This is a genomic window from Sorangium sp. So ce117 (genome assembly GCF_051524395.1).
Lineage (GTDB): Bacteria > Myxococcota_A > Polyangia > Polyangiales > Polyangiaceae > Sorangium > Sorangium cellulosum_B.
Window position 1 is genome coordinate 10,249,630 of record NZ_CP150309.1, and the last position, 16,549, is coordinate 10,266,178.

At 72.9% G+C, this 16,549-nt stretch carries 12 protein-coding genes; 5 read left to right on the top strand and 7 right to left on the bottom strand.

Annotated features, from left to right (window positions below; translation table 11 throughout):
* The first annotated feature begins 90 nt into the window (after positions 1-90).
* A complete protein-coding gene (locus WMF46_RS38365) occupies positions 91-717 on the top strand; it encodes a cupin domain-containing protein (protein WP_437981761.1) in 627 nt (208 codons plus the stop codon).
* On the top strand, positions 714-1,355 hold the full coding sequence (locus WMF46_RS38370) for a sigma-70 family RNA polymerase sigma factor (RefSeq protein WP_437981762.1): 642 nt from the start codon (positions 714-716) through the stop codon (positions 1,353-1,355). Before WMF46_RS38365 ends, WMF46_RS38370 begins: the two co-directional genes overlap by 4 nt.
* Before the next feature lie 8 nt (positions 1,356-1,363).
* Here WMF46_RS38370 and WMF46_RS38375 read toward each other — a convergent pair whose 3' ends face one another.
* Positions 1,364-2,104, bottom strand: a complete 741-nt coding sequence (locus WMF46_RS38375) for a Crp/Fnr family transcriptional regulator (protein ID WP_437545050.1) — start codon at positions 2,102-2,104, stop codon at positions 1,364-1,366.
* A 93-nt stretch (positions 2,105-2,197) separates the two neighbouring features.
* Positions 2,198-6,247, bottom strand: a complete 4,050-nt coding sequence (locus WMF46_RS38380; RefSeq protein WP_437981763.1) for a hypothetical protein — start codon at positions 6,245-6,247, stop codon at positions 2,198-2,200.
* A gap of 420 nt (positions 6,248-6,667) precedes the next feature.
* On the opposite strand from WMF46_RS38380, the gene WMF46_RS38385 reads away from it, so the two are divergent.
* Complete coding sequence (locus tag WMF46_RS38385) at positions 6,668-7,504, top strand: ferredoxin--NADP reductase (RefSeq protein WP_437981764.1); 837 nt, start codon at positions 6,668-6,670, stop codon at positions 7,502-7,504.
* Positions 7,505-7,639: 135 nt separating this feature from the next.
* Here WMF46_RS38385 and WMF46_RS38390 read toward each other — a convergent pair whose 3' ends face one another.
* The 5 genes from WMF46_RS38390 to WMF46_RS38410 all read right to left on the bottom strand — a co-directional run bounded on the left by WMF46_RS38390 (position 7,640) and on the right by WMF46_RS38410 (position 13,280).
* Complete coding sequence (locus WMF46_RS38390; RefSeq protein WP_437981765.1) at positions 7,640-9,919, bottom strand: hypothetical protein; 2,280 nt, start codon at positions 9,917-9,919, stop codon at positions 7,640-7,642.
* Between the two features lie 301 nt (positions 9,920-10,220).
* Entirely contained in the window at positions 10,221-10,451 is a 231-nt protein-coding gene (locus tag WMF46_RS38395; RefSeq protein ID WP_437981766.1) for a hypothetical protein, read from the bottom strand.
* Between the two features lie 429 nt (positions 10,452-10,880).
* A complete protein-coding gene (locus tag WMF46_RS38400) occupies positions 10,881-11,585 on the bottom strand; it encodes a hypothetical protein (RefSeq protein WP_437981767.1) in 705 nt (234 codons plus the stop codon).
* Positions 11,586-11,980: 395 nt separating this feature from the next.
* Positions 11,981-12,547, bottom strand: a complete 567-nt coding sequence (locus WMF46_RS38405; protein WP_437981768.1) for a hypothetical protein — start codon at positions 12,545-12,547, stop codon at positions 11,981-11,983.
* Between the two features lie 58 nt (positions 12,548-12,605).
* Positions 12,606-13,280, bottom strand: coding sequence for a helix-turn-helix domain-containing protein (locus WMF46_RS38410; RefSeq protein WP_437981769.1), 675 nt, complete (start codon positions 13,278-13,280; stop codon positions 12,606-12,608).
* Positions 13,281-13,769: 489 nt separating this feature from the next.
* Here WMF46_RS38410 and WMF46_RS38415 point away from each other — a divergent pair, with 489 nt between their 5' ends.
* Positions 13,770-14,738, top strand: coding sequence for a serine/threonine-protein kinase (locus WMF46_RS38415; protein WP_437981770.1), 969 nt, complete (start codon positions 13,770-13,772; stop codon positions 14,736-14,738).
* An 85-nt stretch (positions 14,739-14,823) separates the two neighbouring features.
* Entirely contained in the window at positions 14,824-16,515 is a 1,692-nt protein-coding gene (locus tag WMF46_RS38420) for a serine/threonine protein kinase (RefSeq protein WP_437981771.1), read from the top strand.
* Positions 16,516-16,549: the final 34 nt, after the last annotated feature.

The following is a 16,549-nucleotide window of genomic DNA, read 5'->3' on the forward strand; positions in this document are numbered from 1 at the left end:
CGGGGCGCCCAGCCACGTCCGCTGGAACCGCTCCCCCTTCCCCCGCGTACTCATCCAGGGGCACAACCTCGCCTCGAAGGAGCGGCGCCGATGATGCTCGCTGGACACCTCGATGATCCGTTGGAGGACGCGCTCCTCGCCCGCGCGGGACGGGCGCGCGGCGCCGAGGTCGAAGCGCACCTCGGCGCCTGCGGCGACTGCGCGCGCCGGCTCGCCGACGCGGAGGCCGCCGTCGCGGCCGTCGCCCTGGCGCTGCCGCCGGTCCCGCCGGAGGGCCGCCTGCGCGCGCGGCTCTTCGCCTCGGTGGATCGCCTGGAGCGGTTCACCCCGATGGCGCCGCGCCTCGCCGCCCTCACCGACGTCGCGCCGGACGACGCCCGGCGCGCCCTCCACGCGCTGTCCGAGCCGGAGGCGATGAACGCCGTGCTGCCGGGCATGCGCGTCCTGCCGCTCGCGACCGGCCCGCGCCGCGCGACCACGAGCGCGATCCTCGTCTGCCTCGAGCCGGGCGGGAGCATCCCGCGCCACCGCCACCTGGGCGACGAGCGCATCCTTGTCTTCGAGGGTGCCTTCGCCGTGGACGACGGGCGCGTCGTCCGCGCCGGGGAGGAGCTCCACAGCCCCGCCGGCTCGATCCACTCCATCCCGACCGTCGTCGGCGACGCGCCGTGCCTGTGCGCGATCGTCGGCGAGGGCGGCATCGAGGTGGCGCCTTGATCGCCGCGAGCACCGGGCCCGCGCCCGCGCCCGCTCACGAGGCGCCGCCGGCTCACGTCGCGGCCCCGCCCGCGCCGATGGCGGCGCCTGGCAGCGACGAGGAGCTCGTCGCCCGCATCGCCGGCGGCGACCGGGAGGCCCTCGCCGCCCTCTACGACCGGTACGCGCCCGCGCTCCTCGCGCTCGCCCAGCGGGTGCTCGGGAGCCCCGCCGAAGCCGAGGATCTCGTCCACGACTGCTGCCTGGAGGTCTGGCGAAAGGCCCACACCTACGAGCCGCTCCGCGGGTCGGCCCGCACCTGGCTCACGATGCGGCTGCGCAGCCGCGCGCTCGACCGGCTCCGATCGGCGAGGCAGCTCCGCCTGGTCGCGGACGGCGAGGAGAACGACGCCCCGGCCGAGCTCGGCGGCCCCGACCCGGCGCTCGGCTCCGACTGCGCCCGCGTGAGGCGCGTCGTGGCCGCGCTCCAGGAGGACCAGCGCACGGTGCTCGAGCTCGCCTATTTCGAGGGGCTCTCCCTCGTGGAGATCGGCGAGCGCCTCGCGGTGCCGGTGGGCACCGTCAAATCCCGCCTCTCGCGCGCGCTGGACAAGCTGCGCGCCACGCTCCAGGAGCCGCCGCGCGCTGCCGCGGGCTGACGCCGCACCTAGCGTTTACGCGCGAGCGCCTCGCGGTCCTTGACGATGAGGCGCCTCCCCGCCGCGTCGAGCACCCCCTCCTTCCGGAACGCCCCGAGCGTCAGCGTCACCGTCTCGCGCGTCGACCCGATCACCTGGGCGATCTCCGCGTGCGTGATCGGCGCCGAGATCAGCGTCCCGCGCGGCGTCGGCACGCCCCACCGCTCCGCCGCGTGCAGGAGGAACTCGGCGAGGCGCCCTCCCACGTTCTTGAAGAGCATCGACTCGATCCGGTCCTCGGTCTCCCGCTGCCGCGCGACGAGCAGCGCGAACACCGCGCCACCGAGCCCCGGGTGCTGGGCGCAGAGCTCGCGGACGAGCGCGAGCGGCACCCGGACCACCTCGGCCTCATCCATCGCGATCGCCCGCTCCGTCCGCGTCTCCAGCCCGCCGAGGCACGACTCGCCGAGCACGTCACCCGTGCCGCGGTAGCTGAGCGGGAACGCGGCCCCCGCCTCGTTGACGCGCTCGACGCGCGCGCGCCCCCGGCCGAGCACCACCAGCGTGTCCGCAGGGGCCCCCTGCTCGAAGATCGCCGCATCGGACGCCACCACCTCGAGCACCGCGGCGTCCGTGACCGCCTCCCGTACCTCGCGATCCACCTGCGCGAACAGCGAGCAGAGCCGGAAGGCGCGCGCCACCCGGGCCTTCACGGGATCCGTGGGCTGGCGGCCAGCATCCTGCGCGTACTGGGAATCCAGATCGCTCACGGTAGGGAACAAAAGAGTAATCCATACCGCGTGGGTTGACACACAGGAATCCCTGCGACCGAGGCCCGGCGCAGGGTTGACGGAGCGCCGCGCTCAGCGTCCGTCGCGGTCGAGCTGCACGACGATGTCCCGGTCGAGCGCGCTGTCCGCCGCGCGGGCGAACTGCTGGAACTTCGTATAGGCATCGGGCTGCACGCGGCCCGCGGGCAGCTCGAGGAAGCGATCGAGGACCAGCGCGCCCCCGTCCATGCGATCGTTCACACGCACGGCGCGCCCCTCGTCGTCCGCCTTCGACGGAGCGAGCTTCGTGACCAAGCGCGCGCCCGCGGGGAGCTTGACGCGGAGCCGCACCTCCGAGCGCGTCGCGATCTGCTCGGACAGGTAGAGCGGCGTCTCGCGGACCGGCAGGCTGGCGAGGCTGGCCACGCGCACGCCAAAGGGCGGCGTGATGACCAGCTCCCCTCCCTGCGCGCGCGCGAAGCTCGCGGCGGCGATCTTCATCTTCAGCGTGAGCGGCCGATCGATCTCGCTCAGCTCCTTGATCTCGATCGCCTGGAGCCGCGCCCCCGGCACCATCTGCGGCAGGAGGCGCGACTCGACGGCGTCCCTGAGCTGGGCGTCGGGGAGCGACTCCAGCGCCGAGCGCAGCGCGATCGCGAGCTTGCCCTCGTAGCGCTGCTCGATCGTCAGCGAGGCCGAGCCGTCCCTCGCCACCTCGGCGACGCCCTCCGTGACCACGCCGTCGTGCGCGCCGGACGAGGGCGTCACCTCGCGCGGCGTCCCAGGCTTCAGCACGATCGCCGGCTGCCCGCGGAGGGAGCTCGGCAGGTAGCCGTACGGCGCGAACTTGTCGCGCACGAACATCCAGCGGACCGCGCCCGCGCCGGGCTTGTCCCCGGTGTCGAGGCGGACGGCGAGCGCGTTGAACGTCTCGGCCTCGCTCATGGGCCCGCGCGGCGGCGCGGTGAGCCGGTCGCTCACGACGCCGTAGCCGGCGTCGATGCCGACGAGGCGGCACAGGTAGAGGAACGCCTCGGTTCGGTTGCCGCTCTTGCCGATGACGACGCGGCGGCCGTCGTCCTCGCGCCCCGGCTCCACGTTGGCGAGCACCCACCGGTAGATCCGGCGCGCCTGCTCGTCCTTCGACGGCGCCGCTCCCTCGCCCTCGCCGCGCGCGCCCTGCGCAGCGGCGGCTTTCCCCTCCTCGCCGCCGCCCGCGGCCGGCGAGCGCGGCGCGAGCGGCGTGCGCGCGATTGCCCGCGCGATGCGCACGAGCCGCGGATCGCGCGGCGTCTCGTCGGCGGCCGCGTCGACCATGCGCGCGATCGTGCTGTCCAGGCGGATGCCCCAGCCGATGCGGATGTTCGGAAGGAACTCCGAGATCGGCGCGCTCGCCGGCTCCTCCGGGAGCGCGGGGCTCTTGTCGACCCGGTAGCGGCGGGTGACGAGCGCGCCGGACTCCACGATCTCGGGCGCCGGGACGGGGCCGGAGGCCTCCACGTCGAGCGGCCGGCTCTTCGGCGACACGACGATGAACTCGCTCCGCCAGTAGGGGACCTTCTCCTCGCGGAAGAACCAGCGCGGGCCCTGGAACGTGAGTCCCCCCTGCCCGTCGCCGCGCAGCACGAACAGGTTCTCCACCTCGATGTAGTCGCCCACCTCGAGGTGGGGCATCGTCACGGTCGGCTTGTCCTCGATGAACTCCGGCTCGTGGATCGACCCGTCACGCTTGACCGTGCGGAGCTTGAGCACGAGCCCCTCGGGCATGCGCTGCTCGGCGTGCTCCTGGATGGCCTCCCGCGACTGGATCCGGATGATCTCGTGCTGGAGCATCCGCGCCGAGCCGTCCTCGTGGACCCACATGGCCGCATAGTCGAGCACGCGCGCCGCCGTGCCCGGCATGACCTCGCCCGAGGCCTCGTGTTCGGCGATCACCTTCTTCGAGTCGAGCCGGTACGGGCTGAGCTCCGTCGTGCCGTCGAGCAGCTCGATCGCGTCGCGCAGGCCCGAGGTGTCGGCGCCGGTGCGGATCGCCTCGATGAGCGCCTTCTGGAGCGCGTCGCGCTCGCCACGCGCGAAGCGCGCGTCCGCGAGCGCCAGGCGCGCGTCGGCGTCGTCCGGCGACTTCGCGAGCGCGCGCTCGAGCTGCTCGAACGACTCGGCGCGCTTGCCGGCGCGGGTCAGGAGATCGGCGATGCGCGCGGCGATGTCCTTGCGGTCCTTGCGGGCGGAGCCGAGGCGCTGGAGCTCCTTGATCGCCGCCGCGTAGTCGCGGCGATCGATCGCCCTCTCCAGCTCGATCTCCGCGTCGGGATCGAGCTCCCGGATGCGCGCGGCGAGGGCGTCGGCCTGCGCGATGTGCCCGTCGCCGTCGTGGATCCGGAGGAGCGCGCCCAGCACCTCGATGTCGTCCGGGAAGCGCGCGGCGGCCTCCTTCACGGTGCGCACGTGCTCGACGCGCCAGCCGAGGCGCGAGTACATCCCGGCGAGCGTCTTCAGGAGGTCGGGCACCTCCCGGAAGCGGTCGGCGAGGGCCTCGATCGTGCGGGTCATCTCGGACAGGCCGACCTTGTCGGCCTCCTCGAGCGCGAGCCAGAGGCGGGGGTACCAGAGCTCCGGGTCCTTCTCCGCGGCGCGCGCGCGCACGTCCTTCACGAGGTCTTGCCCGTCGGACGCCGGGAAGATCGGGTCCTTCTCGAGGAAGACCGCCTGGGCCGCGAGCGCGGGGCCGGTGGCGCGCGCAGGATCGGCCACGAGCGGCTCGATCAGCACGGCGCTCACGTCGTCCTGGCCCTCGAGGTGCGCGATGGTCGCCGCGAGGTACCGGGCGATCGGATCGCCCACGTCGCGCTCGGCGGGGGGCGCGCCGCGCAGGCCGAGCGCGCGCGCCACCTTCGGCGCGGGCTGCGGCGGCACGCCGAGCGCCGTGAGGAACGGCTCGATGGGGTTGGGATCCGGCAGGACCTCGGGCGCGACGAGCGAATAGGGCGGCGTCGGATCGGCGGACGTGGCCACGCCGAGGGGCGTGCCGTCGGGCGCGAGCAGGCGGATGGAGGTGTCGCGGCCCCCGACGCGGGCGAGGATGCGGTGCCGGCCGGGGCCGAGGCGCAGGCGGACGCCGAAGCGGGGCCAGATCCCCCACTGCTTCGTGTCGCGCGTCAGCACCTCGACGTCGTCGACGAGGATGGCGTAGGCCCCCTGGACGGCGATGAGCATCTCGCGCTCGGCGGGCAGGTCGATGAAGGTCTCGACGTAGAAGATGCCTCCCCCGGCCCCGCCCTCGCCGGGCCCCTCCGGCGCGACGGCCGAGAGCTGGCAGCCGCGGCGCTCGGCGCCGAGCACGCGCGGCGGGCCTCTGCGGTGGGGATCGCGCGGGAACACGGGCGGCCAGGGGCCGGCGCGCTCCGCCTCGTGGTGGACGCGGTGGTCGCTCGCGGCCAGGTGGCCGAACGGGCCGGCGAAGCGGGCGTTCTCGATGCACCCGTAGCGGCGCGCCGCGTGGTCGATGAGCGGCACGGCGGGCGCCGCGCGGCTGACGTCGCCGGCGTCGCCGGCGGTCCCGGCGGCGCCGTCCGGGCGCGCCGCGGCGGCCTCGTCGGGCAGCCCGTCGAGGCTCCACCACTCGACGAGCTCTCCGCGCGCGCGCCAGCCCAGCTTGCCCGGGTGGTCGATGGCGCGCAGGACGACCTCGCGGGACTTCTTCCAGAGGCCCGCGACGCTGGAGCGCAGGCCGAGCAGGCGGTTCGCGGCGAACCAGCCCACGAGCGGGGCGTCGGGGTGCGCGCTCACCCGGGCCGCGTCCAGCGCATCGAGGTAGGCCGCCGCCGCGCGCGCGTTACGGCCGTGCCCCTCGTCGTCGATCGCGCGCCCGAGCGACGCGAGCATCGATTTCGCGCCGATCCCCTCGAGGCGCTTGCGCGCCTCCCTGGCGCCGGCGGGCGTGCCGCCCGGGACCAGGAGCTCTCCGAGGAGCCAGCGGCCGACGACCTCGCCGTCGGCCGAATGCGCGCCGGCGTCGCGGAGCGAGGCGATGGGGTCTTTCGCGCCGGGCGCGGTGACCGCGCCGCAAGCGCCGAGCGCGAGGGCCAGGGCGGCGGCGCCGGCGAGCCGGGCGAGCGTGGAGAGGGGGCGAGGAGCGCGCATCGGCCCGGTCCTTAGCGCGAGCGACCGCGTGCGCACAGAGACGCCGCGCGGCGCAGCGCTCCTGACCCGCCCGGCCCGTGAGCGCCCCGCCCGGCCCGCCGTCGCCGCCCGACCCGCGGCATGCGGTCTCCACGGCGTGTGGCCAGCGGCTCCACGGGCATCGTCAAGGAGCGCCGTCGCCCCTAGAGGACGACGCGCCACGAGATCGTGCGCGGCAACGTGGACGGCCCCATGGGTCGATGCTGATCTTGATTATCATTTGCATGATTGCTATGTGAAGCGGCGAACTCATGGAAGACGACCTTGCGGTAGAGCTCGGCGCGCTCGCGCACCGCGGCGCCGCCCCGCTGTCTTGATCGGGGAGCGCGCTCTTTCGAACCACCTCGCCGCGATGCTTTCGCACCGACAAGGATGAACGACATGGTACCCGGTTACACAGAAGAGACGGTGCTTGAGGTCCACCACTGGACGGACAAGCTCTTTACGCTCAAGACCACCCGCTCGCCGAGCTTCCGCTTCGCGAACGGGCAGTTCTGCATGATGGGGCTCCTGGTCGCGGGCAAGCCGCTCGTCCGCGCGTACTCCCTCGCGAGCGCAAACCACGAGGAGACGCTCGAGTTCTTCTCGATCAAGGTGCCGAACGGCCCGCTGACCTCGCGCCTGCAGCACATCGCCGTCGGCGAGACGATCCTCGTCGGCAAGCGCGCGACGGGCACGCTCACGATCGGCAACCTGCGGCCGGGCCGGACCCTGTGGCTCCTCGCGACCGGGACCGGCCTCGCGCCGTTCCTCAGCGTCGTCAAGGACCCCGAGACGTACGAGCGCTTCGAGCGCGTGGTCATCACGCACACGTGCCGCCGCGAGCAGGACCTCGCCTATGCGCGCTACCTCGATCACGAGCTCGCGGCGGACGAGCTGCTCGGCGAGATCGTGCGGCCCAAGCTCCGCTACTACCCGTCCGTCACCCGCGAGGCGTTCAAGACCGAGGGCCGGATCACGGCGCTCATCGAGTCCGGCCGCATCTTCGCCGATCTGGCGCTGCCCGCGCTCGACCCCGCGCACGACCGGCTGATGCTCTGCGGCAGCTCGGAGATGCTCGCCGACACCGCCGCGCTCCTGGAGTCGCGCGGCTTCGAGGAGGGCAACAGCGGCGAGCCGGGCGACTACCTCGTGGAGAAGGCCTTCGCGGGCGAGAAGCGCTCCCCGCTCGCCAGCGCGTCGCCGGCCGGGAGCACGAACGTGTCCGGCCCGGCGTGACGTCGCGCGCCGCGCGTCGGGCTGCGCCCGGGACCCCGCGTCGGCGTCACGGCTGACGCGCGGGTCGATGCGGCCCGCAGGCCACGGTTTCGGATCCGGACCGGGGCCACCGCCCGCCTCGGTCCAGACCGCGGCTCACACAATCGCTTCGACAGCGCTGGCGACCTGCTGGAGGAGCACGGTCTGCTCGATCACCTCGGGCGGCACGCCGACATCGTCGCGCACGACGGCCACATCCCCGCGCGCGCCAGCCACGTCCTCGCGCACGACCGCCACGTCCTCGTCCTCGCGCGCCACCGCCACGTCCTCGTCCTCGCGCGCCACCGCCACGTCCTCGCGCGCCACCGCCACGTCCTCGCGGGCTACCGCCACGTCGTCCCGCTCCGCCGCCCGGCGCAGCGCCGCGATCTCCGCCTGCGCGGCGACGAGCGCCTGCTCGAGCTCCTCGTGGAGCGCCGGCGGAGAGCCGGCCGTGCCACGCGCCTCGGTCAGCTCCCGCTCGAGCTGCGCGATCTTCCATCCCGCGGCGCGCAGATCGGCCTCGCTCGCAGCGGCGCTCCGCGCCAGCGCGTCGAGCTGCTGCCGCAGCGCCTCCACCGCGCCGCCCGGCCCGCCCTGCCCCCCGAGCGCTCCGCCCTGCCCGCCGTCCGCCGCCTCGCCCGGCCCGCCGTCGTCGGCCGGCGCCGACGCGAAGACCGTCCCGAGCTCGTCGACGAGCTCCTTGCCCACCCGCTCGCTCTCGCGCAGCTGCGCCATGAGCGACGCGATGACGTGGCCCCGGTCGCGCAGCGCCTCCTCGAGGCCCGCGATCTCCGCGGCCGCCGCCTCGCCTGCGTCGCGCTTCTCGAGCTCCGACGCCCGCTGCTCCAGCGCGACGACGGTCTGCTCGAGCTCCACGATCCGCGCCTCGAGCAGCAGCCTGCGCGCGTCGAGGGCGCTCCGCTGGTCCTCCAGCGCGCGGCTCTCGCGCTCGTTCCGGTCGGCCCGCTCCTTCTGCCGGTCGCGGTCGCGCGCGAGCTCGGCGCGGGCGGCCTCCAGCTCCTCGACCCTGCCCCCCGCGCGCCGCGCCTCCTCCAGCGCGCGCTCGCTCTCCTGCGCGCGCCTGCGCGCCGTGTCTCGCTCCGACGTGAGCTTCGAGAGCTCCCGCCGCGCCCCCGCGGCGGCGGCCTCGAGCTCCTCCACGCGCGCCGCGAGCGCCGGGTCGGGCGCCGCCACGGCGGGCCGCGCCTCGAGCTCGGCGATCCGGGCGCGCGCGGCCTCGAGGTCGGCGGTCACGGCGTCGAGGCGGTCGCGGGCGCCGGCGATTTCCGGCTTGTTGCGGATCATGCCGAGCTCGAGCTCGACCTTGGTCCGCACCCGCTTCTCGTCGTCGAGCTGCTTGCTGAGCCGGGTCGCGCGATCGCGCTGGCTGCGGAGCTCCTCCTCCATGTCGCGGATCTGGTGCGACAGGCGCTCGGCCCGGACGTGGGCGTCGCCCGCCCTGGCCTCGACGTCGCGGAGGCGCGCCGCCCTGGACTCGATCTCGGCCTCCGCCTCGGCGAGGCGCGCGGCCGTGGCGACCGCGCTCTCGGCGCGGACCCCGGCGTCCTCGCGGTCGCGCTGGTGCCGGGTGCGCAGCTCCGCGAGCTCGCCCCCGAGCCGCTGCGCGCGGCCCTCGGCCTCGCTGAGCGCCTCGGGCGACGCGCCGGCGTTCGCGCCCGGGAAATCGGCGAACGGCAGCTCGATCACGGCGAACGCGTCGAGCCTGGGCAAGCGCTCGCCGGCCACGGCGATGAACCACTCGGGCTCCTCGGACGCGTCGAGGATCGACGTGTCCACGCTGACCTCGGGCTCGCCCTTCGGCGCGAACTCCGCGACCGTGTAGCCGACGAACGGCGCCTGGCCGACCATCCGCACCTGCTTGAACTGGAGCGCCACGAGGTCGTAGAGCGCGTAGTAACCGGGCGCCGCGCCGCGGCGCGCGCCCGCGGGGAGCAGGCCCCGCGCGGCCTCCGGGTTCGGCGACGCGATGACGGCGACGCCGCTCGCGGCGGTGAGGCGTCGGGCGCGCCGGACGACCTCGGCGGGATCGCCGAAGAGGGAGAGATCGGGGATGACGAGGGTGTCGAAGGCGCCGTCGCGCACGCCGAGGTCGCCTTCGAACACGGCGACGTTCGGGTGCGGCTGCCGGGTGGGCGCCGTCCGCGCGAGCTTCTCGGCGACGCGCGCGGCGTCCGGGTCGTAGGCGTGGACGAGGCGGGCTCCGCGCTGGAGCAGCCGATCGGCGAGGCCGATGGTGGCGTCACCCACCACCGCGACCCGCCGGCCGCGCACGAGCGGCTCGAGGTAAGCGCTCAGCACCAGGGCGGGATGGAGCGCGGCGGGGGCGGCGTGCCGCGGCGAGCCTGCGGCGGCGAGGGAGGACTCCTTCGTCATGGTTCCGTCCTCTTACGGCTCTGGGGGCCCGGAGTCCACAAAGCGCAGTGCAGAGTTGCAAGGCGGCGCTCACCGCGCTGGGCGCCGCCGGGCGCCGCCCGCGCGCGCCGGTCCGACGCCTTCGTGCCGGCCCCACGATCCGCGCCTCCACGCCGTCAGCGTGGTGAGCCGCCTCACTCATGACGCTTCGCGTCTGCGCCGCAGGTTCCTGGGCCTCGCTGTCGCTCCCGCCGTCCTCTCCACGACACCGGCGGCTCGCCCTCTCTCCTTCGGGAGCGCGCGGCCCTTCGGCTGCGCTCGGTCAGAGGATCACGGTCTCGCAGCCGAGGAGGATCTGGATCTTCGCGATGGAAGCGCCCCTGGCGGCCTCGCAGGTATCGGGGCACAGCACGAGGGCCGCGGGAGAGGCCGGGTCGTCGTAGCGCCAGCCTGGGCCGTCGCAGCCGGGGCGCTGCGGCAGGATCTCCTGCGATGCGCCGTCGAGCCCGAAGAGGACGTTGACGTCGTCGAACGCGACCTGTCCGCCGGCCACCTGGGAAGGGACCTCGAACTCGCACGGGAGCGCCTGCCCCGTGACCTTCGCGAGCGCGTTCTGGAACTCGACCGCGATGTTGGTCGCCCCGACGAGGACGGCGGCGTCGGCGGCAAAGGTGGTACTGGTGGCGACGGCGGCCCTGGCGCGGGCGGGGGCGGTGGCCCGAGCGCCTGCCTGGCGCGATCCGGGAGCGTCACCTTCACGTTCGGAGACAACAGCTGCTCGACCGGCGCCCCCGGGTACGGCGGCGCCGGCGGCACGACCCCGAGCGGCGGCGCCGCGGGCGCGGAACAGGACGGCAAGGCGGCCGCGAACCTGCAGATCAACTGACTAGCTCCGCTGAGTTCGAGGAGCTATTTCCCGACCCGCCCCAGGTCGATCTTCGTCACGACAGCGCTGAACTCGCCCGTAGCCACGGCCTTCATCTCATCGCCAAAATCCAGCGTTCCGTCGTTGAGCGCGACGGCCACGTTCAGTCGCCAGGGTCGACGAACCCAAGCTTACCTCGCGGCTGAAAGAGCCGGCCAGGATCACGTCACCGTCGGGCGTAGCCGCCGAATCCAGGATAGCGAGGCTACCCGTGCCCGTGAACAAGTTGCGCCGCCAGATCAACTTGTTGTCGAACGAGAACCTGGCCACGAAGAAACCCCACTCATCGAGAGTGGGCGCCGAGATGGAATCGCCAGTGTCGAACTCGATCGCTTCATCGTACAGCCCCGACAAGACGACGCTATCGTCAGGCAGTACCGCAAGACGCGAGGCAAAGGCTCCATCCAGCTCCTTCACCCAAAGCCACCGACTGAATACATGGCCACCATCCGGCTTCAGCTTGGCGAGAAAGAAAGCGAAGTGAGACGATATCAGGGGCGGGCCGCCGAAATCAGTGGTACCTCGAAAGACTCCTGAGAGGAGAATGTTCCCCTTCGAGTCGAGCCGAGCGCTCTCTGGAAAGACCAACTCATGGCTTTCGAAGCTCTTCGCCCAGAGCACTCCTGAGCAAGAATCTTCATCGCAGTCCTCGAACTCGTCGAGGCCCAGGACCTGGGCGCACGACGCGGTGCCCAGGAGGGCACCGAGGGCGAGCACGCGCGTGGCGTGGGCGACGGGCAGAGAAGGCGGAGGGCGGCGCATGGTACGTATGAGGCATCAGAGCGTCACGCCCGTCAAGGGTGAAGCAAGATGCACAAATGCGCTGCCCGCTCGCGCCGGAGGGCACCGCGGCTCTGCATGGGCCGACATGACTCCGCATCACGTCAGGCTCTGCTTCAGCAGCGAGTCGACATACGAGACAGCATCATGGTCGGTGGAGCCGGCCGAGCCCATCCTGCTCGCGCTCGCACGACCCCGCTGGTCGCCACCTCGACCCTCGTGACCGCTGCACACCCGGCCTCGCCTGGACGCCGCTCCAGCGCGCTCCTGGCGGAGCGGCCGTCGCTATCGTGGATACTCGTCCGCCCAGGGCGCCGGCGCCTCCAACGCCGTGGAGGCGCCTCCGCTAGACTGGAGCAAAGCGACAGGCGCCCGTGTCAACGCGTTGCGACGGCACGCCGACCGGCTAGAACGGCTCCCCGGAAGCAACGAGCGCTGACGACAGGAGCCCCCATGACCAATGCAATGCAGATGCCCATGATGCCGCAGACGATGTACCCCATGATGTCGATGCCGGAGATGGCCGCTGGCGCATCCATGATGCCCGGCATGATGGGCATGCCAATGATGCCCGGCATGATGGGCATGGGCATGCCCATGATGCCCGGCATGATGGGCATGAGCATGCCGATGATGCCCGGCATGATGGGCATGGGCATGCCGATGATGGGCATGATGCCCGGCATGATGGGCATGGGCATGCCCATGATGTGCAAGATGTCGTGTGAGATGACCAAGGACGGAATGATCTGCAAGATGATGCCGCCCGAGGGCATGTCGATGGACATGCTGAAGGAGCGCTGCGAGGCCATGACGAAGATGATGTCGGCCGGGATGCCCATGATGATGATGTGCGGCGGGATGCCCATGATGATGTGCACCCCCGCCATGACCAAGTAGCGCGGCCGCAAACCTCCTCGGAGCAGCGGAGCGTCGGCGCTCACCGGCGTCCTCGCGCGGCTCCGCCCCTCCCCCGTTCCTCGGCGAGGAGCGCGCCCCGCCTCAGGGCGCCGGCAGCGAATACGTCATCACCAGGTACATCAGCGAGTCGACGTTCGCCGGGTTGCGGTAGACGTGCGGGACATCCGCCTGGAACACGAGCGCGTCGCCCGTCGCGAGCAGAAACCGCTGTCCGTCGACGCTGATTTCAACGGTCCCCTGACAGACCACGATGTTCTCGGTCGTCCCGGGCGGGTGGGGATCGGCATTCTCGACGCCGAGCGGGGCCAGGCAGAGCTCGTAAAACTCGACCGTTCGCGGCGCATCGAACGGGAAGAGCGCGCGCGAGGTGAACTTGCCGTCGTGCGATGTCAGCCGCTTCGCGCGATCCCCGCGCAGCAGCATGGGGCCGCCCGCCGAGCGAGCGCTGACGAGCGCCGAGAACGGCACGCCGAGCGCGCGGGCGATCTTCCAGACGACGTTGATCGTGGGCGCGCTGCGGCCGAGCTCGACCTGGCCGAGCATCGCGCGGCTCACGCCGGAGATCTTCGAGAGCCGCTCCAGCGAGAGGCCGCGCCGCGTCCTTAAACGGCGAAGGTTCTCCCCGACAACATGCGTGAGATCCGGCGGCGAGTCGTGGTGAGCGACCTCATAGGTCCACTCCTCCTCCAGCTCCTGCTCCTGCGCGCCGGGCCTGGCCGGCTGCACGTCGAGCGCGACCGGCAGCGCGCCGTTCACCCGGGGAAGGTCGCTGTTCTGTCGGACGGCTCTCATAGGAGGATGGGCGCCACTCTACACGGGATCTCAGGGTCGGCAAACCAACCAAATTCGTCGCTGTGTCATGATGAGTGAGATCCATCATCAGGCAATTTCCGTCACTCCTAGGATATCGCCTGAACCCGATCCGTGACGTCCCTGTCGCATTCACTTCCCCTCGGCGCGTTCGCCCTCTCGCGCAGGGTCGCGCTTCCTCCAAGCGCGCTTCGCCGCACGCTCGCTCCCCGCAGGCTCGCTCGCCGCAGGCCTCTTCCCCCCGCAGGCGCCTACCCGCGGACCGCGTCCCCCGGCGCCCGCGCTTCCCCGCCCCTCTCCGCCTCCGGTCCGCCCCCGGCCGGCGAGTCAGGTCGGCGCCCAACCGTCCCTACCGCCAGCGCGCCGAAGCGGCTACAACCTGGGCTCGCTGTGCGGCACGCTGACGCAGCGCGCTCAAGCACCGAGGGCTTGCCGATGGACCACGACATCGACGACGTGATCGACGGCCGGTACACGCTGATCGAGGTGGTCGGCCAGGGAGGCCACGGCGTGGTCTACCGCGCCCTGGACCAGGAAACCGGCGCGCACGTCGCCGTCAAGTACCTGCGGCCCGAGTTCGCCAGCGATCCCGCCCTGAAAGCCCGCCTGCGGCGCGAGGCCCGCGCCATGGGGGAGCTGGCCGGCACCAGCGCGACGCACGTCTTCGCGTTCAGCGAGGCGCCCGACGGCACCCTCTACATCGTCATGGAGTTCCTGAAGGGCAGCGATCTCGAGACGGCGCTGCGCCAGCTGGAGGCGCGGAACCAGCGGCTCCCGCTCGACGAGATCCGCGAGCTGTTCCGCCCGATCGTCGACACCCTCGACGCCGCGCACGCGCGCGGCATCGTCCACCGCGATCTGAAGCCGGCGAACATCTTCGTCCTCGACCACGACACGGGCGTTCCTTCCTCCACCTCCCCTCACCGCGGGAGCGCGCCGGCCCGCGCCGGCACCGCGGCGCGGGGGCGCGTGCGCTTGCTCGATTTCGGTCTTGTCAAGGTCATGCAGGCCGACCCCCTCACCCGCGAGGGCGCGATCCCCGGCTCGCCCAGCTACATCGCGCCCGAGGTATGGAAGGGCAGGCCCCAGGAGATCGACCACCGGATCGACATCTATTCGCTCGGCGCGGTGCTCTTCCGCGCGCTCGCGGGGCGCGTGCCGTTCGCCGGCGCGAGCCGGGTCGACATCCTGCTCGCCGCCGCCCGCGGCCCGCGGCCGAGCTTGCACGCCTTCCGTCCCGACCTGCTCCCCGAGGTGGACGCGTGGGTCGCGCGGGCGCTCGCCGTGGCCCCCGAGGAGCGCTTCCAGGACGTCCGCTCGCTCTGGAGCGCGCTCGAGCCGCACCTCGACCACGCCGCTCGATCCGGGGGTGAGCCTGCCGCCGGAGGCGCGATCCCGCGCTGAGCACGTTCCTCACCCGACCGCCTTGCGACGCGGGAAGCGGCGCTGGTAGCGTGGTGCAAACCATGCCTGAACCGAGGGCCGCAGGATGAGCTCCTCGCCCGGCCTGTTGCAGCCGAATACGCGGTTTCGCAACCGTTACCAGGTGCTGCGCGTCATCAAGGCGGGCGGCATGGGCGCCGTCTACGAGGTGATGGACGACGTCACCGCGACGCGCCGCGCGCTCAAGGTGATGCTGCCCAGCCTGCTCGACAGCGAGGAGCTGCGCGCCCGCTTCTCCCTCGAGGCCCGCATCACCGGCGTCATCGAGAGCGACCACATCGTCAGGACCTCGGACGCCGGGGTCGACGAGGAGACCGGCACCCCGTTCCTCGTCATGGAGCTGCTCCGCGGCGAGGAGCTCGGCAGCCTCGTCAAGAAGCGCGGCGCCCTCCCCGCCGAGGACGTCGCGCTCTACCTGTTCCAGGCCGCGCTCGCGCTCGACAAGACGCACGCGGCGAGCATCGTCCACCGCGACCTCAAGCCGGACAACCTGTTCGTCACCGTCCGCGACGACGGCTCGCCGTGCGTGAAGATCCTCGACTTCGGGATCGCCAAGGTCATCGAGCAGCACAACGCCTCCACGCTGACGCGGCAGATGCTCGGCACGCCCGTGTACATGGCGCCGGAGCAGATCCGCGCCGAGCGCAACGTCGGCCCGCGCGCCGACATCTACGCGCTCGGGCACGTCGCGTACGCGCTCCTCGTCGGCGAGTCGTACTGGGCCCAGGAGGCCGAGGCGACCGCGTCCCCGTACATGCTCGCGGGGGAGCTCCTGCGCGGCGCGATGGAGGCGCCCAGCGCCCGCGCGGCGCGGCGGTCCTCGGCGGCGGTGCCGAAGGAGTTCGACGGCTGGTTCCTCAAGGCGACGGCGCTCAAGGCCGAGGACCGCTTCGAGCGCGCGTCGGTCGCGGTCAGCGCGCTCGCCGCCGCGCTCGACGTCGCCATCCCGCGGGCCTCGCGCGTCATCCTCCTGCCGGAGCCGGCGGCGCCCGCGCCGAGCGCGAACCCGAGCCCGACCGACCCGACGCTGCCCTCGAAGCCGGGCACGGCGAAGGGCTTCGCCGAGGTGGCGACCGTCACGGTGCCGGAGCTGTCGTCGAAGACGCCTCCCTCACGCCCCGGTCCGGCCTCCTACCCCAGCACGCCCTCGCGCTCCGTCACGCCGTCGGCGCCCAATCCGCCCTCGCGCTCCGTCCCTCCCTCGTTTTCTTCCGCGCCGCCCGCGCCGTCGGCCGCCTCGAAGTCCGCGGAGACTCGACCCCGGACGCCGCCCCCCCTGGACCCGCCGGGCCGGACGGGCCTCTCCGGGAGCGAGCCGTCGAGGAGGTCCGAGCTCACGTCGAGGCGCGATCGCGCCCCGCAGCGGCGCTTCAACATCAGGCCCGACACGTCGACGGGGGTCCTCCACGTGAAGGTGTGGGGGTTCTGGGACATCGACGAGGGCAAGGCGTACCTCGACGAGTTCCGCCAGAAGGCAGCGACGCTGCTCAACCTCGGGAAGCCCTGGTACGTGCTCGCCGACATCGCGGACTTCCCCCCGCAGAAGCCCGAGGTGAGCCCGTACGTCGAGCAGACCATGGCCTACGCCGTCGAGCACGGCATGCGCAAGGCGGCGAACCTCGTGAACAGCGCGCTCTCGAAGATGCAGATCTCCCGCCTGTCGGCCGCCATGGGGCTGCCCGAGTACTCGTTCTTCACCGCGGAGGCCGACGCCGTCGCGTGGCTCCTGAAGGGCTGAGCGCGAGGGGGGCCGAGCGACGCCGGCCGGCCAC